The sequence below is a fragment of the Stenotrophomonas maltophilia genome (assembly GCF_047782825.1).
Classification (GTDB): domain Bacteria; phylum Pseudomonadota; class Gammaproteobacteria; order Xanthomonadales; family Xanthomonadaceae; genus Stenotrophomonas.
Genome location: NZ_CP180589.1, coordinates 676,968 through 699,082, shown reverse-complemented (window position 1 = coordinate 699,082; position 22,115 = coordinate 676,968). Strand labels below are relative to the sequence as shown.

The window sequence follows — 22,115 nt, the reverse complement described above, 5'->3', positions numbered from 1 at the left end:
GCTGCCCCTTGCGGCCCCACCTGCGTGCTACTGCTTGCGCTGGCGTCCATCTTCAGCGCTGGCCTGCGGGAACTGGAACGCGCTGTTGGCATCGTAACCACTGGCCGTGGAAGCGCTGCGCGCCGGCGGACTGATGCTGCTGGTCGCGCTGCCGAAGCCCAGGATCTGCACGCTGATCACCGAAGGCTGATTGCGCCGTGCTTCGTCCTGGCTCTTGCGCATCACATCCTGCGCGGCCTGGCTGGCGGTGTTGGCCGCAGCGCTGGCCGAGGCCAGCGCGTTGACGTTCACCGTCGCCAGCACCGGCAGGCCCTTGCTTTCGCCCTGCACCTGGATGTTGGCCGCGTTGAGCACCTGCAATGCAGCCAGGTTGATGTTGCCCGACACGCGGATGCCGGCCTCGCCCGCATCGATGGTGCCCAGCGGCGCGATCAGGTCGACGTCGCCGGGGGCGACCTCGGCAATCGGGTTCAGGGTGGCGATGCCGGCGCCGCTGGCAGGCGCCTGCGGCGACAGACTGACGTTGCCCCAGTTGTCGTACAGCCGGCGCGGCGGGGTGTACAGCAGCGTGGTGCGCGAACCACGGCCGGCATTGATGTCGCCTTGCTCCGACCAGGCCAGGATGTCACCGCCGAAGGTGGTCATCACCCGCGACAACCCCAACAGCACGCTGTCCTGGCTGAACAGACGGATATCACCCTGGCCCTGTGTCACCAGGCCGGATGTGGAGGGCGGCACCACGCCCTGCACGCCCACCACGATCTGTCCACCCGGCGCCATCAGTTCGATGTTGCCGCCGGCTTCGGTGCGGATGCCGCTGCCACCGAACATCACGATATCGCCCGTGCGCTTGATATCCGCACCGCTGGCATCCTTGTCCGGCATCAGCGTGGCGATGGCTTCGCGGCCACGCAGGTACGAACCGAAACGCGACCCCTCGGCATCGTTGTACTCGCGCCCGCCTTCACGCAGTTCGGCGTAGTAGACCTGGCGCAGGAAGATGCGCTGCTGCTCCTTCGGCAGCGCATCGAAGGCCGCCAGCGCCCCCGCACCGTCGGCGTCGACGCCGAAGCGCTGCTGCAGCCACTGCTTCAGCTCCTTGTCGTAGACCTTCACCGCCTTGCCCGGCTGCGCGGCCAGCGACTGCGAAGGATCGGCCAGCCTGGACGGGTCCAGGTAGCGGGCACGCAGCGCGTCGAAATCGATCTGCTGGTTGCCGGCGGTGACCGCCACGCTGGCGCCCGGGCGGGTATCGCCCTGCAGCAGGCCGCCGGTGGTCACCACACTGCCCTTGTCTTCCAGCCGCAGCTGGCGCCCGGCGCTGACTTCGACATTGCCTGGCCCGGCCACGTGGATACGGCTGTGCACGACATCGCGCCCGGCCACCACCGAGGTCACGTCGGTGGCCGAGGTATTCAACGCACCGATGTCGGACACCAGGATGTCGCGGCCCGCGGTGACCCGCACCGGCGCGGCCAGGTCGCTCCACGACAGCAGCGTGCGGACACCTGCGGGGTTTTCCAGGGCCCACTGTTCGCCGGTCCTCAGGCCGACGATGTCGCCCTGCACGGCCTTGAACAGGTTGGGCGTCGCGCCGGCCCGGCGCACGCCGCCCGCTCCGGGCACGTTCGCACCAAAGGCGAACAACGGCAGGCCCGCATCCGCACTGCCCTGCTGCACCGCATCGGCGGACACATTGCCCACCGTGGTCGCTCCGGCCACTGCAGTAAACGCAGGGGCGAACGGCGTGGGCAGCGGGGTGTCGGCGCCGGAGCTGCTGATGCCTGCCGCACCCTGCTGCAGCAGGATCGAATCCATCGCCAGCACTTCCAGTGCGCTGTCGGCCGACGGTGCCGTCAGCAGCACGTCGCGGCCGCCGCTGGTGCCGGCTCGGGCCAGCCGGATGCTGCCGCTGGCGGCCAGCATGCGCAGCTGCGAGGGATACAGCCAGTAGCGCAGCTGGCTGCCATCGGTCAGGCGCGTACCCTCGGCGAAGACATCGCCTGCAGCCGGCTCGGGCAGCAGGCTGCCGCGCACCTGTGCCGGTGCCAGATCACCACCGATGGACACCAGGTCGATGGCCGTGTTCGCCGTCCACAGCGAGAACCAGCTGTTGGCGGACGCCGTGCGTCCATCGCCCAGTGCGACCGCGTTGAAGTTCGCGACCGGTACCCGGCCGGCATCGGCCACGCCGGCCAGCACTACATCACCGCGCGCCTGCAGCGACGCTGCCGCATCACCCAGTACCAGCACAGGCCCACCCATCGGCTGGCCCATCTGCGCGCGGAACGGATCTTCCTGGCGCAGGCCCGCATAGGGCGCCACGTAATGCGCTGCTCCGATCGCCACGCCACCGATGCGCGAAGCGTCCAGTTGCACGTGCCCGCGCAGGTTCACCAGCACGCCGTTGAGGCCCAGGTGCGGCACGTTCGACGTGGGCGAGGTCGAGGTCGCCGCCAGCTGCGGGTTGAACGCGCCGCCCAGACGCACATCCAGATCGCCACCACCGGTCAGGTGCAGCGTTCCGTCAGCGCTCATGCGGCCGGTCGAGCCGACTGCCGCGACCAGGCCGGACGAATGGCGCGCGCGGTCGCTGGCCGTGGCCACACCGCCCATCACGCTCAAGGCACCGGCATTGCGCCCGGCATCCAGGGCCAGGTTGCCACCGCCCAGGGTACCGAAGCCGACGAAGCCCACCATGCGCGGCCCGGTCAACTGCAGGCTGTCGCGTGCGCTGTAGGTACCGAAGTTGATCCACCAGCTGCTCGGCGATGCCGCGGCGCCGCCGACGGCGCCATTGCCCTGCCGCCACAGCCAGTTGCCCACGGCGCTGGCCGCGTAGCCTGCGCCTTCGCGGGTCGTGCCGAGGATGTCTTCAAAGCCGACATCACCATTGGCATCCCACAGGTCACCGCGGATATCCCGACCGGCAGCCACGGTCAGGTTGCCGCCCTGGTCGGGGTACCAGGCCTGCCACGTCGTCAGCGCCGCGTCATAGCGGCCGCTGGCCTGGATCGGGCCCAGCAGCGATGACAGCCCCGGTGCAGGCGCCCGACCGGGGTTGAAGGCCGCGTCCTCCCCATTGCCCAGTGCGGTGGGTGCCCCGGCCGTATACACGCCGTAGCCGGACATCATGCGCACATCGCGTGCCGCCAGAAGCTGCAGATCACCCTTGCCGGTGCGCAGCACGCTCCACAGCGGAATGGCCGGCTTCGACCCATAGGTGGTGATTTCGGTCATCGTGCCACCGCCATAGCAGTAGCCGGTGGTCGCGCAGAAGTCCTCTTCGCTCATGCCGATCAGATCGCCGAACTCGCGGGCGGACTTGCCGACCCACGATTCATCGCCCCACATGTCCAGCGAGCCCTGCTTGTCGACCAGGCGCGGTGCGGCCTCGCAGTAGCCGAACGCGCAGAGATCCTCCTCGCTCATGCCCAGCTGCGCGGCCGCGTCCTTCAGCAGCAGGCCGGCCAGCGAACTGTCGCCCCACAGGTCCAGTGAGCCCTGCTCGGTCAGCACCTTGTCACCCACCCATTCGGTGGTGGTCTTGATGGTGCCGATGGTGCCGTAGTGGCTGTCGGCCAGCACCACATCACCGTCCGCACCGAAGCGGCGCTGGCGCGGGTCGGCGGCCGTGGTATCGGCGCCGGCCACGGCGGTCAGGTCCCACGAGGTGGTGCCGTCAGGCAGCATCGCCGCCAGCGCCCAGTTACGCCCCTGCTTGCCATTGCCGTCGGCAGGCCGCAGGTTCACCGGCTTGCCGCCGGCCAGGCGGACGCCGGTCATCGAGGGAATGAGTGACCCCGGCGCGAGCAAGAGCGCGGTGGACAGGTCCATGGCTTCCGGCAGCGCGGCACCGGCCGGCCACAGCTGCGCGGCCAGGGTCGCCTTGGCCGACAGCCGGAAACCGGCGCCCAGGCGGTCACCGGCCGCCAGCTGCACGGCCTGCTGCAGGACCGTACCGGCGCCGAGCACCTTGCCATCGGCGGTGATAACCGCAGCCGGCAGCACCATGCCCGCCGGCAGCAGCAGTTTGTCGCCCAGGCGCATCTCCGCAGGCAGCACCGTACCGGCGGGCAGCTCGGTGGCGGCGAACGGAATGGCGTAGTTCAGCACAGCGCCCTTGGGGAAGCGCGTACGTGCCTGCAGGGTCACGCCATCGATGGGCACAACGATGTCGCCGCCCAGCGGAGTGATGCGTGTACCGTTGGCATCCAGGGTCTCGCCCAGCAGCCAACCCGATTCGTCCGGGTTGTCCGGCGGCGGTGCGAAGCCGTCGTTGATGCTGCCGTAGATGTTGATGTCACCGGCCGCACGCAGCACCAGTGCCGCCGATTCACCGAAGCCGCGGCGCGTTGCATCGCTGCGGTTGGCCTCCGGGCCATAGCGGTAGCCGGACAGGTCCAGGTCGCCGCGCACGGTCAGGCTGCCGGTGGGATTGTCGGCCGACACCACGCCAACGATTTCCACGCCGGGCCGCAGGCGGGGCGTACCCAGTGCCGCCAGGCGGGCGCCCAGGTCGGCATTGCCCACTGCGGCATTCATCCAGGCCTGGTTGTGCGGATCGACCACGCTGTCCAGCCACTGCTGGGTGATCAGCTGCGGGCGGGTGCCGTTGACATCCGGCGTCGCCGCCAGTGGCGCGTCGGTATAGCGCCGGAACGCATTGACCAGCACGTCGCGCGCACCCGCAACCTGCAGCCCGGATTCGGCGCGCACCGCTGCATCATCGGCGCCAAGGCGCGGTACGTTCAGGGTGAGCGTGCCGCGCGCCACGCCATCGTTCTGGCCCGCCGCCGGGCCCACAGCCACATCGGTGCCGCTGCGCAGGTCGACCCGTGCAGTCGCACCCAGGACCACCTCGCCGTCGCGGCTGGTCAGCTCCACCTGCGCGCGGTTCGAGCTGTTGATGATCTTGCCGTAGCTGTCCACGCGCAGCGCCGTGCCGTGCGCATCCAGCACGCCATCCACCTGCAGGCGATCGCGCGCAGCCAGACGGATGCTGCCCACCTGTGCACCACTGGCATCGATGCGGCCGTTGATGGTCAAGCTGCCGCCGTCAACGCTGATGGCCACATTGCGTGCCTTCAGCGTATCGGCCACCACCAGATCGCCCTGCTTGAGCTGGAAGCTGCGGGTACCGAAGAAGCCAGCGCCATCGAGCCTTGTGTTCAGGCCAGTGAAGTCACCCAGCTGCTGGGCGCGGACGAACAGTTCGCCGCTGTCGTAGGGCACGCGACTGCCGCCCATCTGCTGCGTGCCACTGGCAGAGCCGAGCAGCGTGCCGGACAGATCAACGCGGCCGGCGCCTTCACCCAGCGCCGTGGCACTGATCCTGCCGGCGCGGTTGTTCAGCGCCGACACATCGATGCGCGACCCGTCCAGCGCCAGCACGTCGCCGTGTGCAGCACTCAGTTCGACGTCGCCGCCCCAGCTGTATTTGTCCAGCTCGTCCATGCGGATCCGGCGCCCGGCCAGATCGAGCCGCGCGGCGCTGCCCAAGGTCAGGGTGTTCTCGGCCGCCGCCTGCAGGCGCCCCGAGGCCAGGGCGACGGTGCTGTCCAGCAGGATGTTGCGTGCCTGCAGGGACAGTTCGGCGCCCAGCGCATCACTGCTGGAGCCCGCACCGCCGCCGGTAACGCGCAGGTCACCACCTGTGCGCACCTGCAGCTGGCTGCCGGCGCTGCCGGTCAGCAGCGGCGCCTGGATGTCGAGCGCACCGCCGCTGTACTGCCAGCCGCTGCCGGCCACATAGGCGCCCTGTGCCTGGTAGACATCCAGGCTGCCCTTGCCGGCAAACTGCACCTGTTCACTGGCACGCAGGGTGACCGCATCGAAGCCCAGTACCTGGCGGTTGGCCGGCACTTCCGAACTCGGCCGGGTGTACGGCGCGCGCCCCAGGATCAGGGTGCGCGTGTTGATGTCCAGCTGGCCGTGGCCCAGGCGATCAACCATGGCAGCGCCCGGCTGTTTCGGTGCGCTGCTGATGAAATCCGGCGAGGCCGCCAGGGTGCCGTCCCAGACCAGCGTGTCGGCGAAGATGCGGGCCTGCTCGCCCGCCTTGCCGTAGCCATGGATGGCCGGTGCGCCCAGCACCAGCTCGCGCAGGCTGCTGTGGCCGGTGGCGGGATTGCGCGTATCCAGATCCACGTTGCCGAACACGTTGATCGCATCGCGCGCGCTCAGGCTTAGCGTTTCCAGCGCCGGCGTGCCGGTGGCGGTGTTGCCGCGCAACAGCTGCTGCAGGGTCTGCTGGTTCAGCGCCAGGCCCTGAGGCAGGCCGCCGGTGGCCACCGCGGCCTGCAGTGCCGCAGCCTCGCCCATGTTGATCGCCGACATGCTCAGGCCCAGCCGGCGGGTTCCGTAGCTGACCGTATCGCGCAGCTGGAAGCTGCCTTCGGTGGCCACGTTGATGCTGCCTTCGGACAGCAGACGGGTCTGACCCGCGCACTCCTGGGTCACGCACGCGCCGATATCGATGGCCACCTGCGCCGTTCTTCCGGCCGGCAGCAGATTGGTCTGCCCGTTGGACACCACCAGCAGTCCGGTGCTGGCATCACCCTGGTACAGGTAGCCATCGGTCGCGTCATACGCGGGTCGGCCCAGCCCCAGCGTGCTGACCGTGGCGCCCTGTTCCACCACAACGCCCTCGCCACCGCTGCGCGCGCCCAGCACCACCTCGGCCGCACGCAGGCTGGCGCCGGAACGCACCAGCACGGTCGAATCGCTGGCGCGCAGCAGCAGCGAGCCCGGCTCGATGCTGTCCGGGCGTGCGCTGACGCCCACCAGCAGGCGCGACGGCTGCAGCGCGGTGAGCGCATCGGCAAACACCGCAGCACCGGACGTACGGCTGGCGCTCTGCCCGCCCGCCAGGATTTCCAGGCCGCCCCCGTTGCCCAGCACCGCCACCGTGCCGCCAAAGCCGCTGCTGCCGGCAGCGGCACCGAAGCGCGTGCTGCCCGCCATGCGCAACGCCACATTGCCACCCTGGCCGGCGCCGTTGCCCAACTGAAGCAGCAGGGTGCCCGCATCCACGGTCTGCGCACCGCGAGGAATGCCACGCCGTGCCGCATCGTCGGCAACGAACTGGTTCCAGGACGTTTCGTTGTAGCCCGAATGGCGCCGCACCACGTCGGCCGGTGTCAGGATCACATCGGTCCACAGCCCGGCTGACGATGCGCCCAGGCCTTGGGCCTGTTGCCCGCTGGTGCGCCAGGACCCGGTCCCGGTCGCCGTGGGCGCGGCCATCGACGCGCCCTGCGCGCCCAGCTCCACGCGGAAGGCGCCGAGCTGCAGCGCATACGACGCCGGCAGCAGGGTGTAGGTCCCTGCTGCCAGCCCCGGCACACCGGCCGGCACGGTGATGCGCTGGCCGATGCGCGGATCGGCGGTTCCCTGGGCCAGGTTCGCCGGCGCCACGTCGCTGGCATAGCCCGGCACGATGGCGTACACGGCATTGCCGCTGCTGCTGAAGTTGAAGGCCGGATTGGCATCGGCCAGAGCATGGCTGCGCACATCGACCGAGCCACCGCGGCCGCTGACGAAGCCCGCGCCGGTCAGCTCGCCGCCGCCGGACAGGTCCAGCAGCGCGCCCTCGGCGATGTCGATCCGATTGCCGACCAGGCTGACGCCGATGTCACTGGCGTCGCTTACCCGGCCGATGGCGCCCGGGGTGACGGCCACACCGGCCAGTTGCCAGACCAGGCCATCAACGGTGCCGCCATAGGGAAGCTTCAGGCCCGCCGCACTGCTGGAGGTGGTGCTTCCCGGCAGCAGGGCCAACGAGGACGCGGTACCGGTGGTGCTGGTGCCGCCCAGCTGCAGCTGGCCCAGCGGGGCCCGTACCACGCCGCCCTGATCCACCGTGGCCGCCACCAGGGCCAGGCTGCCGAACACCGAATGCGGCACGCTGGCGCCCGCCCCGGATGCGTGGATGCGCAGCAGGCCATCCGCGTTCGCCCAGATGTTGTTGCCGAGGCTGCTGTCGGCCAGGCCGATACCGATGCGGGCGCGGGTGCCGGCCGTCGGGTAGATCTGTGCCGCCGTGATATCCAGCTGCGACGGGGCCAGCAGCTGGGTTGGATAGTGCGGGTTGTTGCCGCTGATCCCGGCCAGCAGGCGCAGGTCGCCACGGCTGACCAGTTCGCCGCGTTCGAAGCCGGCCAGCGAGACGGTATCGCGCAGGTCGATCAGCTCGCCCTGCGCGGTGAACACGTGGCCGGCTGCGGTATCGCGCGCCGCCTCCGGTGCCACGAAGGGATTGTTGCTGCTGACACGCTGCCAGCGTGCCTGTGCCAGGCGCAGGTACGGCGCCTGCACGTGCAGGCCGCTGCCCTTCGCGCTGCCGGTGGCCATCGCCAGGGCGGCATCGCTGCTGCCATACAGGCGCAGGCTCTGGCCCAGGCGCAGGTCGACATCGCCCTGTGCGCGCAGATCGGCGAACAGTGAAAGATGATCGAAGCCGCCCTCCTGCACCTGCTGTGCCGACAGCACGGCATGTCCGTAGCGCGGTGCCTGGGCATCGCCCTCGCGCACCGTCGCCTGGGTCAGGGTAATCGCACGTGCACCGCCCACCTCGGTGGTGGTGGTGCCGTTGTCGTACAGGCCGCCACCGAACGCCACGCCCAGCGTACCGCCCTGCGCACCTGCGCCACCGGCCGCTGCACGCAGCGTGCCGTCCAGGTACAGCGCATTGGCCGAGCGCAAGGCGATGGTGCCACCATTGCTGGCCAGCAGGGTCTCGCCCTGGCCCTGCACGTCCAGCACCGCCGTCGCGCCCGAGGCGTCCAGCACGGCGCCGCGCTCGATCACCACGAAGGCATCCGGCGGGCGGTTGCCGAGATCATCACGATCTTCCCAGTCCAGCGTGCCGCCGATGCCGATGCTGCCACCGTCGCGCAGGATGCCCTGGCGCCGGCCGGACGCATCGCGTTCCACATGGCTGTCGGCCGAGACGTCCAGCACCGCGTCCTTGCCGATGCGGTACTGCAGGGCACTGCCCTGGGCCTGGTAGGTCTGCAGCGGGTCGCGCACGTCGTCGAGCAGGATGCTGCCGCCGCGTGCGGTCAGCCGGCCTTCCACGGTGATGTTGCCCGCCCCGCGCAGCTCGATGGACTGGCCGGGATCGACCGTGACCGATGCGTCGCGGCCAATGCGTACGTCACCGCCACCGAGATTGCGCTGCGAGCGCAGCAGTACGCTCGCACCGCCGCGTTGCTGGATGGCGCCGCTGCCGGCGTCAGCCGCGTACAGCGGCGGCAGCCAGGTTTCCAGCGCTTCGGCTGCCGATGCGGCGTCACCGGCGCGATCACGCAGGCGCAGGCGCGGGGCATGCACGGTCAGCGCGGTACCGTCGGCCACGTCCAGGCCGGCACGGCCGTTTATGTCATAGCGGTCGAAGCCGCTGCCGAACAGACCGGGGGCCAGCCACAGCCGGCTGTCGTCGGTGGCGCTGTCGGCCAGCACAATGCTGCCACCGCTGGCCAGCTGCAGGCGACCTGCCCCGGCCACTCCCAGGCCACTCAACTGTCCCTGCAGGGTCAGTCGCCCGCTGCCATCACTGGCGACCTGGGTGCTGTCTGCCAGCAGGCTGATGTCGCCGCCCTTGCCGCCGCTGGCACGCCCCTTCAGGTCGACACTGCCCGCGGCATCGACATTGATGCGGCTGCCGCTGGCGACGATCACATCGTGGCTGCTTTCCAGTGCCACCCGGCCACCGTCGCGCCAGGCCTGGCTGCTGCCCGCGGCCGCATCCAGGCGCTGGTTGGCCCAGCGTCCCTGCAGGTCCACCACCGCAGCCGAGCCCAGCGCGACGACGCCGCGCCCGTCGGCCTGCACCACCTGCACCTTGCCGGTGGCGTCGGCCAGCAGATTGCTGGCGGTCAAGCTGCCGCCGGCGATGCGCAGCTGGCCATCGATCTGCACCCGGCGGCCGACCAGGTTCAGCTGGCCACCGTCGGCCATCGACAGCGCGCCGTCCAGGGTGATGTCACCGCGGGTGGCCAGGTCCAGCCGGCCCCACTGCTGTGCGCTGAGCTGGCTGCCATCCAGCCACACCGTGTTGCGCCGGCTCTCGTCCAGCGACTGCTGCAGCGCCCACGCTGCGCCCGACGGCGCAGCATCGCCCACGCGGACCTGCGAATCGAACAGCGAGGTCCGCCCGGTGCCGTCGTAGCGCCCCAGCCACAGCTGCGCACCGCGGGCCACCGCGGTCTGCGACTGCGCGTAGCCATCGGCGGCAGCGGCGGGCGTGCGGGTCTGGCGCACGCCATTGAACACCGCCGTATCCACCTGCCCCTCGAGTACTGCGGTGGGCGCCGACACCAGCAGACGACCGGCGTCGCGGCCGACGGTGTATCCGTTTTCGATACGTGATTCGCTGGCAATGATCGGGTTGCGCCAGGCCTCGGTCACGCCCCAGCGCGCCTGCTCCACCTCGTAGCCGCGGTACAGACCGGCAAACACCACCTCGGCCGGAGCATCATCCATGCGATAGAGCTGGCCATCGGTGCCGCGCAGCCAGCTCTGCCGCATCGTGCCGCCGGCCACGTCCAGGCTGCCGCCGGACAGATTGATGCGGGAGCCGCCGCTGGTGACCACCTCGTTGCCGGACAACTGCACCGTGCCACCCTGGGCCGCCCATTCGCCGATTGAATGGCCCTGGTTGCCCAGGTAGCCGCCTACCTCCAGCAGGCCACCGGCGGTGTACCAGCGCTCACCTTCATAGCCGCCGGTGCCGGCCGGCACATGGATCAGCCCACGGCGATCCACCCAGACCTTCGCGCTGTTCAGCGCGCCGGTATCACGGTTGCCAGGGGCATCGCGCAGCTCATTGCCCTGCACGTTGATTTCCAGCTGGTTGCTGTCCATCGCCACGTTCACACCGGTCGCGCCGGATACGTCCACGCGCGCGCCATCGGCCAGCAGGGTACGCTGCTGCGCGTCCAGCACCACCTGCCCACCGGTCGCCAGCGTCAACGAGCCTGCGTGCGCTTCCACCGTTCCACCCGACACGATCTCCACCCGCGACTGGTCGCGGCGGTCCTGCAGGCGCGAGAGATTGTCGAAGGCACCGGCAGCGGCCAGGGCACGGACCTTGTCCTGCTCGGTCGATTCGGCCAGCAGTGCCTGGCGCTGGCTGTCCAGCGCGGTCGTCTTGCCATCGTCCTCGATCAGGATGGCCGTGGTGGAATCCCGGGCGAGGGTCACGCTGCCCTTCGCATCGCTGGATGCGCTGAGCAGGTGCACCGTACCGCGCTGGTTGAGCGTGCTGGTGGCCACGGCCACGCCGGCCTGCTCCACGGTCCGCCCGGCCAGGGTGATGTCGCCCTCGCGGGCCTGGATCAAGCCGGTGTTGCGCACGCTGCCCGCCGTGCTGCCGGCGATGAAGCGCGGTGCGATTTCGTTGCCGCGCGTGGTCGAGGCGGTGTTCTGCGCGGTACCCACGCCGCGCCGGATCACGAACGCATCGCCGGCGGCCAGCTGGGTCTGTCCCTTGCGGGTCTCGATCTGCCCGGCATTGTCCACGCTGTGGCCGGCCAGCAGCACATAGCCACCGCCCCGGGTCGCCGTGGTCGGCTCATGGGTGGTGATGCGCGCGCCCTGTTCGACACTGACCCTGCCCAGCGCGTCGGTCAGCGCCGTCGTGGTGTTGTCACCGCTGTACAGCCCGTTGTCACGGAACTGCGCATCGCTGATGCGCGCGGCAGCGGCCACCAGGTTGCGCACGTTCACCTGGCCGGTATTGCCGAACAGCACGCCGTTGCGGTTGGCCACGAACACCGTGCCATTGGCCTTCAGCTGGCCCAGGATCTGGCTGGGCCGTGCGTTCGGATCATTCACCCGGTTCAGCACCGCCCAGTCCCGGTTCTGCACGAAGTTCAACGTGGTGTTGCCACCGATGTTGAAGGTTTCCCAGTTCAGGATGGCCTTGTCGGCCGTCTGTTCGATGCTCACCTGCACGCGGCCATCGCTGCCCTGCGACTGGATCGCCTCGCGTGCGTTGATCCAACCGCGCGTCAGCGGATTGTCGTCCACCTTCAGGCCGTCCTTGCCCAGGCCATCGGCCACCACGAAGCCCGCGTCGCGGCGCGCCGCGCGTGCCTGCTCCTGCAGGCGCTGCTGCAGGGCGATGGCCTGCGCGGCCGTGCCCAGGTTGTTGATCGACTGCTGCAGCTTCTGCCGCGCCGCGTCCTGTTGCTGGGCAGGCAGCGCGAACTGGATCGGCACGCCATTGGGCATGCGCCCGCTCTGTGCCGCCGCGCCCTGCGCCGCACCGCGGTCTGCGAACCAGCCCGGGCTGAACGCCTGCTGGGCCTGGCTGGCCGGTGCCACCATCGTTCCCAGGGCCACGGCGATGGCCCAGGCCATCGGGTGGTTCTGGCGGCCCTGGGGCAGGCGGAAAGCAGTGGTAAGCGGGTGCGACATCGGAACCTCGTCAACCTGGTTGGGCGGCATCGGCCGCAGCGCTGTCTGGTCAGAACCGGGCGGTGCACGCCCTGCCCCTGTTAGACGGGGCGAAGGGCGTGAAGCCGACATCAGATCGCTGTGCAGGTGCCTTGGAATGCAGAAGGCGCCGGCATTGCTGCCGGCGCCTGTTCAGGCGGTTGCTGCTGCCTGATGAGCGTTACGGACGGCCGAGGCCGGCGCAGGTGCTCGGGTTGTTCAGGCCGGCGGTGCTGCTGGCGACCACGAAGCGGGTACGGATGGCATCACGCCAGGTGGCGGTCAGCGGGACGAAGCCGTGGGCGCGCGCGGCGGCATCGTTGTTGCCGTTGTAGTGACCCAGCAGGAACGTGCGCAGCGCGGTGGCCACGGCAGCGGTCTTGTAGCACTGGCCCAGGTCGAAGTTGGTGTAGCCCACGATCGGGTAACCCACGGCCGGCGGGTTGGTGAACACCGGCACCCAGTTGCGCGGATCATTGGCGGCGGCGCCGGTCGGCGGGGCAACGGTGTTCAGCGTGGCCTGCACGCTCGGGTCGTTCGGCGAGTAGCCGCGCACCTTGGCGATCTTGGTCGCATCGTCCAGGTCCGGCACGACGTCCGGGCCGATGTAGCCAACGGCGCCAGCGGTGGCGTACACCTTGTCGTACAGCGGCTGGCTGCCCAGCACCGAGGCGGTGGTGAAGTTGGTCGGCAGGGTGGTGAACTGCTTCCAGAATTCCTGCGTGGTGGTGAACTTGCCACCGACCAGCAGGCTGCCGGCGGTGTCATCGGTCGAGCAGGCGTTTTCCAGGAAGCGGGTCAGCAGCTCGGTGGTACCGCTCTTCTCATTGCGGTAGACCACGGTGATCGCGCCGGTGCGGCTGGAGTCGATCTCGTTCCACTGGGTGATCTTGCCCGAGAACACGCCGCACAGCTGGGTGACGCTCAGGTCGAGGTTGCCGTTGCCGTTGTTGTACGGCACGGTGACCGAGGTGCCCACCGACGGGATCTGGATCACCGGGCCGTAGGTCGGGGCGAAGTTCTGGTTGTAGGCCAGCACTTCAGCGTCGGACAGCACCGAGTCGCTGCCGGCGAAATGCACGGTGCCCGTGGTGTTGAACAGGGCCGGCTTGTTTTCCAGGAAGGCCTGCTTGCCGGTGCCCGAACCGGTCACTTCATAGCTGAAGGTGGACGGCAGGATGCTGTCGGACGAGCCCTTGTACAGCTTGGCCGGCAGCGAAGCGCCGCCGCCCTGCACCAGGGACTGGGCGGACGCAGCGCCCGCGGTGGCGAGCAGCGCGGTGGCAACCAGCGCGGCCAGAGTCTTGCACTTGTACATGATCTTCTCCTGAAGGGTTTACTGCGAAGGGAAACACCAAGGGAGGAACGGTCACTACACGCCTGCTGTCGCCAGGGGCCTCCCAGCCCGCTCTGCGACGACGGGTTCATGCTCGTCGCCGCCGATGACAGGCCGCTTAAGAAACCTGTGGAAGACGGGAAAAAGGTGTGGAGAATCCTCTGGAAAATGCAGGCCCGTGGTGTGCGACGTGACGTGCGTCGCGCATCACTGCACCAGCTGGTTCATTTCCATGATCGGCATCAGCACCGCCAGCACGATGGTCAGCACCACCCCGCCCATCACCAGGATCATCACCGGCTCCAGCAACGCGGTCATGGCCATCGCGCGGCGCTCGATCTCGCGCGAGATCGTCTGTGCGGCACGATCCAGCAGGGGTGCCAGCGCACCGGTCTTCTCACCGCTGGATACCAGGTGCACCAGGATGGGCGGGTACACCTTCTGCACCTTCAGTGCGGCACCCAGTCCGGCACCTTCACGTACGCGCGCGGCCACGTCATCGGCGCAGCGCGCCAGCATCGTATTGCCCAGTGTCTGCCGTGCCGCATCCAGTGCGCGCAGCAGCGGCACGCCGGCATCCAGCAGGATCGCCAGCGTCGATGCGAACCGGGCGCTGTTGACGCCCAGCACGAAGCGCCCGACCAGCGGCAGGCGCAGCAGCAGGGCATCCCAGCGCAGGCGAAGATCGGCCCGGCGCAGTGCCAGCCGCCAACCGGCAAATGCCGCTGCAACCGCTACCGCGGTCCATGCGCCCCACTCGCGCACGAAGGCGCTGGCCGCCAGCATGACCCGGGTCAGCAGCGGCAGGGTCTGCCGCGCCTGGACGAAGGCGGTCACCACCTGTGGCACCACATAGCTCAGCAGGAAGATCACGATCGCCACCGAGACCAGGCTGATTGCCGCCGGGTAGATGAAGGCAGTGAGGACCTTGGCCTGCAGTGCGTTGCGTTCCTCGATGTAGTCGGCCAGGCGCTCCATCACCCGCCCCAGGTCGCCGGAGTCTTCACCGGCGCCGACCAGCGCACGGTAGATGGGCGGGAAATCCCGAGGGCGCGCTGCCAGCGCCACGGCCAGGCGCTGGCCGGCACGCACATCGGTGCGTACGGCGGTCAGCGCCTGTGCGATATGCGGGCGCTCGGACTGGTCGATCACGGCGCTCAATGCGGACTCCAGCGGAAGGCTGGCGGCCAGCAGGCTGGCCAGCTGGCGTGTGGCCCAGGCCAGTTCACTGGAAGACAGGCGCCGTGCGCCCCAGCCCGTGCCGCCACGGCGCGCCGCGCTGACCTGCACCGGCGTCAACCCGCGCCCGCGCAGCAGCTGGCGCACGCCGCGCGGGCTGTCGGCATCCAGCCGCCCTTTTTCGATGTGCCCCTGCGCGTTGGCGGCCTGGTAATCGAACAGTGCCATGGTGATCTCAGCCGTCGCCCGTCACGCGCAGGATCTCTTCCTGCGTGGTCACCCCACTGGCCACCCAGCGCTGGCCATCTTCACGCAGGTTGCGCATGCCGGCCTGGCGGGCCGCTTCGCGCAGTGCAGGCTCGCCCTGCCCTTCATGGATCAGGGCCCGCACGCGGTCGTCCACCACGAACAGTTCGTGGATGCCGGTGCGTCCCTTGTAGCCGCCGTGCGCACAGGCCGGGCAGCCGACCGCGTGCCATCGCGTGTGCCCGCACGCATCGACTTCCGCGCGACGGCACTGCGTGCACAGGCGCCGCACCAGCCGCTGCGCCAGCACACCGCGCAGCGATGACGCCAGCAGGAACGGCTCCACCCCCATGTCTGCCAGGCGGGTCACCGCCGAGATCGCATCGTTGGTATGCAGCGACGCCAGTACGCCGTGGCCCGTCAACGAGGACTGCACGGCGATCTGCGCGGTTTCCAGATCGCGGATCTCACCGATCATGATGGTGTCCGGATCCTGGCGCAGGATAGCCCGCAGGGCCGTGCCGAAGCTCATACCGATGCGCGCGTTGACCTGGATCTGGCCGATGCCGGCAAAGTCATACTCCACCGGATCCTCAACGGTGAGGATGTTGCTGGCGCTGCTGTCCAGCTGCCCCAGCGCTGCATACAGCGACGTGGTCTTGCCGCTGCCGGTGGGCCCGGTCACCAGTACGATGCCGTGCGGCTGGCGGATCAAGCCAGTGAAGATGGCCAGAGTGTCGTCGGCCATGCCAAGGCGCTGCAGCTGCAGGCGGCCGGCATCCTTCTCGAGCAGGCGCAGCACCGCGCGCTCGCCATGGCCGGTGGGAACGGTGGACACGCGGATGTCCAACGGCCGACCACCCACGCGGATCGCGATCCGCCCATCCTGTGGCAGGCGTTTTTCGGCGATGTCCAGGTGCGCCATGATCTTGATGCGCGACACCAGTGCCGCGTGCAGCGCACGCCGCGGCTGCACCATGTCGCGCAGGGTGCCATCCACCCGGTAGCGCACCACCGAGTGGGTCTCGAAGGGTTCGATGTGCAGATCGCTGGCGCCGTCGCGGGCGGCCTGCGCCAGCAGCGCATTGATCATCCGGATCACCGGCGCATCGTCCTGCGCGTCCAGCAGATCGGTGACTTCGGGCATGTCCTGCATCAGGCGATCGAGGTCCACCTCGCTTTCTGCCGCACCGACCACGGCGGCGGCATCGCCGCCGTCACGGTACTGTTCGCCCAGACGCTGCTGCCAGGCGGTGGCATCCAGTACCTGGAAGGGCAACGGCCCATGCCGGCGGCGCAGCTCGGCCACCGCCCATGCCGCCGTTTCAGTGGTGCCCAGCAGCACGGGCTCACCGCCCGCATCGGCCAACAGCACGCAATGGCTGCGCACCCAGGCATAGGGCAGCGTGCTGGCCACGGTCATGGCCCGATCACCAGTTCAGGGGTATAGCCCAGGCCGCGCAGCTGCTGCAGCGCCGGGTCCAACCGCGCCGGATCGCGCGGCAGGCGGACACGCAGGCGCTGACCGTTGCCGACGGCACTGGCCTCGGCGTAGGCCTGCAGCCCCAGTGCCCGCACCTGGGCCACGCCCTGGCTGGCACGCACAGGATCCAGCCCCTGTGCGAACTGGACCAGCTGCACGCTGCCCTCATCGGCCGGGTACAGCGCCGGCAGGCTCGCGCCGGCCGCCGCCTGTCCGGTTGCATCAAGGGCGTTGCCCTGCCCCAGCACCGCCAGGTCCTGCGGTGGCAGCTGCGGTGCATTCAGCGCCGGCAGCGCCCAGCTCTGCACCGGCTGTGCGCCGGCCTGGGCATTGCGCATGTAGTCGTAGCGATCGCGGGTCAGGCGTTGGCCGGCGGCCGGGTCACGCACCACGTGCGGGCGCAGGAACACCATCAGGTTGGTCTTGGTGCGCCTGCGCGTGTCACTGCGGAACAGCGCCCCCAACACTGGCAGCCGGCCCAGCCCCGGCACCGCATCACGGCCATGGCTCACGCTATCTTCCAGCAGGCCACCCAGCACCATGATCTGCCCGTCGTCCAGCAGCACGCTGGTATCCAGTGCCCGTTTGTTGGTGATGATGCCGGTGCTGGCGGTGGAACTCTGGCCGTCGATGCTGCTCACTTCCTGGTAGATGTCCAGCTTCACCGTGCCGCCTTCGGAGATCTGCGGGCGCACGCGCAGCTTCAGGCCGATGTCCTCGCGCTCGATGGTCTGGAACGGGTTGTTGCTGCCGCCCCCGCCGTCAGTCACATAACGCCCGCTGACGAAGGGCACGGTCTGCCCGACCATGATGCTGGCCGCCTCGTTGTCCAGGGTCATCAGGTTCGGCGTGGACAGGATGTTGGCGCCGCCCTTGCTCTGCAGCGCGTTGGCCAGGGCCTTCATGTTGAGGATCTGGCCCACCCCCGGCAGGTTGATCGTGCCGTCGATCACGCCGATGTTCAGGCCGTCGCGCGGCAGCACGTCCAGGGTGGTGCGTGCCCCACTGTTCAGGCCGCTGCCGCCGGTGGTGCCGCCAAAATGCGTGCCGCCGAAGGTGCGGCCATTGCCCAGCATCCACTGCACGCCCAGTTCGGCCGCATCGTTCTGGTTGACCTCCACGATCAGGCTTTCCACCAGCACCTGCGCGCGCCGCTGGTCGAGCTGGTCGATCACCCTGCGCAGATTGCGATAGACCGGCTCGGGGGCGGAGATCAGCAGGGTATTGGTGGCGATGTCGGCCTGCACGGAAATGCCGTTGTGGCTGAAGCCATTGCTGGCGGTGTCACCCGCCTCGCGCCGGTTCGGGTCCAGCCGCGGCGACTCCAGCGCATTGCCCTTGGGGGCCGCTGCCTGCGGCTGCGCCGCTGCCGCGCCGGGGCGCTCGGCCGGGGCCGGGGTCACGCCCTCGGTGCTGCCCATTGCCGGCGCATCGCTCTGCCCTGCCACCACCCCGCGCAGCACGCCTGCCAGCTGGTTGGCCTGCGCATTGCGCAGGTAGACCACATGCAGATTGCCCGACTCGTCCTGTGCGCGGTCCAGCTTTTCCACCAGCTGCCGCGCCAAGCGTGTACGGCCGGGGCTGCTGGAGCGCAGCAGGATGCTGTTGCTGCGCGGGTCGGCCATCACCACCACTTTCTGCAGGGCGTCGCCGCCCTGCACGTCCAGCAACGGCGCCACCATCGCCGCCACGTCCACCGCGATGCCCTGCTGCAGCTTCACCACGTCGGTATCCATGCCCGACGGCGTGTCGACGCTGGCGATGACGCGCGCGATGCGTTCCAGGTTGTCGGCGTAATCGGTGATGACCAGGGTGTTGTTGCCCGGGTTGGCGGTGATCGGGTTGTCGGGGGTGATCATCGGCCGCAGCACGGGCACCAGCGCGGCGGCGCTCTCGAAGCGCAGCGCGAAGGTGCGCGTCGCCACCTCGCCGCCCGCACCGCCCGGGCCCACCTGGCCGCCCAACAGCTTGGCATCGGCCTGCGGCACCACACTGCTGACGCCGCCGTTCTCGACCACCGCGAACCCGCGCATGCGCAGCGCACCCAGCAGCAGCTGGTAGGCTTGCGACGGACTGACCGGGCCATCGGACACCACGGTCATCTTGCCGGTCACCCGCGGGTCCACCAGGAACTGGCGCCCGGTGAAGCGCGCCGCCATCCGCAGCACACCTCCGATATCGGTGTCGACCAGGTTCAACTGTACGGGCGAGTCCTTCCCGGCCTGCTCCTTCCCGGCATGCTCTTTGACCTCCTGCGCCCACGCCGCCGACGGCGTATGCGCAAGCGCCAGGGCCAGCGCCAGGGCAGTGGTACCTGCCAGCACGCGTATCGCACTCATCGACCGCCACCACCGTGCGCGGTCACCACGATGGTTCCGGAAATCCGTGCTGCCGGCATGTTCGCATCCCCTGTACGTTGCAGTTTCAGCTGCTGCAGCTGCACGGCCGGGTCGGCCAGCAGTGGCAGCAGCCAGTTCCATAGCGTGTCGGCGGGCACACCCTGTACCTGCAGGTGCCAGCGCCCCTCACGTTCGTCAATGCGCATCGCCTCGCTCAGGCCGGCCGCCCTGATCTTCCCGCGCAGGCCTGCCAGCGTCGGCGGGCGGGCCTGCGCCTGGCGCTGCTGGTCGCGCGCCTGCAGCAGTGGCGCCAGCAGCCGGGACTGTGCCTGCAGGCGCGGCAGTTCCGCCTGCCAGAAGCGGCGCTGCTTCAGCAGGGGCTCCAGCCAGCCGGCCCAGACGGCAGCGGCCACCAGCGCGGTCACCATCAACAACAGCATTGCCCGTTCGCGTGCGGCCAGGGCCTGCCAGCGCCGTTTCAGACCAACGGACGCGCGCGGGGCCGACGCGGATGCAGCGCTCACTGCCCCGCTCCGTTGTGTACCCGCAGCTGGCCATCGGCATCGGCCGCCAGGCTCAGCCCGTTCTGCAGCGCGGCCTGCCGCCAGCGCTCCAGACGCTGCGGATCACTGGCGAGCTGCGCCGCATCGCCCTCCAGCTGCACCTTCAGCTGCCCTGGCTGGTATTCCAGCGCCTGCACCCGGCCGGCCAGCTCGGGCATGGCCTGCAACAACGCCGCCACCTGCTGCTGCACCTCCGGCAGCGGCCGTGCCGGCGGCGGCACCGCCAGCGCTCGCCGCGCCTGCAGTACCGGGTCGACCACATCGGTGATTTCAGGAAACCCACGGTTGAACTGCTGGGCCATGCCGTCGCGCAGCGCTTCCCCTTCGCTGCGCCAGCGCATCACCTGCAGCTGCAGGCCAAGCGCCGCCATCAGCACGGCTGCCATCGCCAGCCCAAAGGCCAGCTTCGGCGCGCTGCCCGTGCCCTGCGGAAGCGGCAGCGACCACGCCGGCGCTTCGCCGCTGTCCTGCAGCCGTTCGGCAATCACACTGCTCGGCAGCGCGGCGGGCCAGCCCTGCGGCACCGCCCCCACCCACTGCACGGCGGACACGCCACTGGCCTGCAACCGCGCCGCCACCGCGTCCAGCACCGTGGCCGTGTCGCGACCGCTGCGCCATTGCACGAAGCCGCGATCACGGCCCGCGCGGACCAGCAGATGCTCACCGCAGGCCTGCAGGGTGGCCTGTCCTTCGCTGAACGGCAGCAGCAACGGCGTGGGATACAGCCCAGCCAGGCGCAGGCCGCAGCCCTGCAGCACGCCCTGCGCGCGTGCGATCGCCTGCACGCCCAGCCAGGTGACCGAAACCCGCCCATCACGCGCCTGCGGGCTGCATGCCAGCGCCACGTCCTGCAGGTCGTCCAGCAGCATGGCTTCGACTTCGCCTTGCAGCGCCGTCTGCAGGCGCCGCCCGGACAACGGCGGCAGCGTAAGTTCCAGCAGGATCAGGTCATGCGCGTCCAGGCTGGCAGACACGTCCGCACGCGCAAAACGCGTGCCGAGCGTTTCCAGGCGCTCACGCCCACCTGCGATCACCTGCCCCTTCGAAATCTGTGCCCAGTCAACCTCCGCCGTGGCCTGCAGCCGGTCCAGTGCCGGCAGGCGGATACGCAGCTGCACGCTCATGCGCCGATCCTCGTCCATACCCGCTGCACGCGTACGCCCTCATCGCGGTACTCGCGCCAGAGCAACGCGCGGAAGTCGACCGCGCGGCCATCGGCTTCCACCCGGCCCACGGCCAGGAACCATTCGCTGTGAATGCCCAGCGGCAACTGCTCCATCTGCGCGGGTGTCACCTGCAGCCGGTTGGCGATATCGCCGCGGTTGAGCAGCCAGTGGCCCCCATCACGTTCGCCAACCAGGGCTGCCAGCCGCGCAGGCGACACGTCCCCGGCCACCGCCTGCAGCGTCGCCAGCTCGGTGGTGTTGGCATTGAGCAGGGTGTGCGCGGGCAGCACCACCGTGCTCTGCTCAAGTGCCTGCAGGGCCGCGGGATCGACGCCGGCCAGCACCTGCTGCAGCAGCGCTTCACGTGGCAGCGGCGCCTGCGCCTGCCATGCGCCGTCGCGCAGCCGAAGCTGGATGCCGTCCGCCGCCTGCGCACAGGCCGCAGCGGCCACGCCCTGCGCCACGCACAGTGCCACGAACGACTGGCGCGCGATCGGGTCGACCCTGCCTTCCCGCATCAGGTTGCGCAGGTTGAAGCGCCCCTGCGCGTCCACCAGCTGCGCCGCCACCGGCAACGGCGCCTGCAGATGCAGGGGGCGTGCCCAGCGGCCTCGCGCGACTGTGGTCAGCTGCTCGTGCGCATCTTCGCGCAGCTGTTGCGCAGCCCGCGCCAGGGTTGCATCCACGGCCATGCGCACCTGCGCACGCAGCTGTTCAGCGCGCAGGGCGCGCAGCTGCGCCGACTGCCGCGCCAGCAAGGCGGTCGCGATCACCGCCACCAGCGCGACCACCAGCATGGCCACGATCACGGCCATGCCACGCTGGCGCGCAGCACTGCAGACAGGAGGGCGACGCAGCATGGCGTGGCCTTACAGCTGCCAGGAGCCGATGTCGGCGTTGCTCGCTTCGCCGCCGGGCTTGCTGTCTGCGCCCAGCGAGAACACATCGATGTCACCCTGCCTGCCGGGATTCTGGTACTGGTAGGGGTGGCCCCACGGATCGTTCGGCAGTCGTTCCAGGTACGGGGTGACCGGTACCGCGCCGCTGCCCTGCGGCGGATCCACCAGCGCCTGCAGGCCCTGCTCCGCGCCGGGGTAGCGGCCATTGTCCAGCCGGTACAGCTTCAACGCCTGCATCAACGCTGCGATGTCCTGGCGGGCCGCCACCACGCGTGCCTGGTCTGGCCGGTCCATCAACCGCGGCACGATCAGCGCGGCAAGAATGCCGATGATCACCACCACCACCATGATCTCGATCAGGCTGAAACCCTGCTGCCGGGAACTGCGACCACGAACCTGCCTACCCATCGTTCCGTCCTCGTCATCCTGGAAGAGACCGCCGCGCCATCGTCAGCGGTGC

At 69.7% G+C, this 22,115-nt stretch carries 9 protein-coding genes; all 9 read right to left on the bottom strand.

From position 1 onward, the window contains the following. Positions 1–27: 27 nt before the first annotated feature. On the bottom strand, positions 28–12,426 hold the full coding sequence (locus ACM2ZB_RS03195) for a filamentous haemagglutinin family protein (RefSeq protein WP_416057396.1): 12,399 nt from the start codon (positions 12,424–12,426) through the stop codon (positions 28–30). A gap of 199 nt (positions 12,427–12,625) precedes the next feature. After that, a complete protein-coding gene (locus ACM2ZB_RS03190) occupies positions 12,626–13,762 on the bottom strand; it encodes a substrate-binding domain-containing protein (protein ID WP_313435869.1) in 1,137 nt (378 codons plus the stop codon). 225 nt (positions 13,763–13,987) lie between these two features. After that, positions 13,988–15,187: a type II secretion system inner membrane protein GspF gene (gene gspF, locus ACM2ZB_RS03185; RefSeq protein ID WP_416057395.1), complete on the bottom strand. Its 1,200-nt coding sequence runs from the start codon at positions 15,185–15,187 to the stop codon at positions 13,988–13,990. Positions 15,188–15,194: 7 nt separating this feature from the next. After that, a complete protein-coding gene (gspE, locus tag ACM2ZB_RS03180; protein ID WP_416057394.1) occupies positions 15,195–16,628 on the bottom strand; it encodes a type II secretion system ATPase GspE in 1,434 nt (477 codons plus the stop codon). Continuing rightward, positions 16,625–19,027 carry a type II secretion system secretin GspD gene (gspD, locus tag ACM2ZB_RS03175; RefSeq protein ID WP_416057393.1) on the bottom strand — a complete coding sequence of 801 codons (2,403 nt, stop codon included), beginning with the start codon at positions 19,025–19,027 and terminating at the stop codon, positions 16,625–16,627. The genes gspE and gspD overlap by 4 nt, the downstream gene beginning before the upstream one ends. Further along, positions 19,024–19,551 carry a type II secretion system protein GspM gene (gene gspM / locus ACM2ZB_RS03170; protein WP_416057392.1) on the bottom strand — a complete coding sequence of 176 codons (528 nt, stop codon included), beginning with the start codon at positions 19,549–19,551 and terminating at the stop codon, positions 19,024–19,026. The genes gspD and gspM overlap by 4 nt, the downstream gene beginning before the upstream one ends. After that, positions 19,548–20,714, bottom strand: coding sequence for a type II secretion system protein GspL (gene gspL / locus ACM2ZB_RS03165; protein WP_416057391.1), 1,167 nt, complete (start codon positions 20,712–20,714; stop codon positions 19,548–19,550). The genes gspM and gspL overlap by 4 nt, the downstream gene beginning before the upstream one ends. Further along, entirely contained in the window at positions 20,711–21,571 is an 861-nt protein-coding gene (gene gspK, locus ACM2ZB_RS03160; protein WP_416058613.1) for a type II secretion system minor pseudopilin GspK, read from the bottom strand. Before gspK ends, gspL begins: the two co-directional genes overlap by 4 nt. Before the next feature lie 54 nt (positions 21,572–21,625). Next, positions 21,626–22,063, bottom strand: coding sequence for a type II secretion system major pseudopilin GspG (gene gspG, locus ACM2ZB_RS03155; RefSeq protein ID WP_416057390.1), 438 nt, complete (start codon positions 22,061–22,063; stop codon positions 21,626–21,628). Positions 22,064–22,115 lie beyond the last annotated feature (52 nt).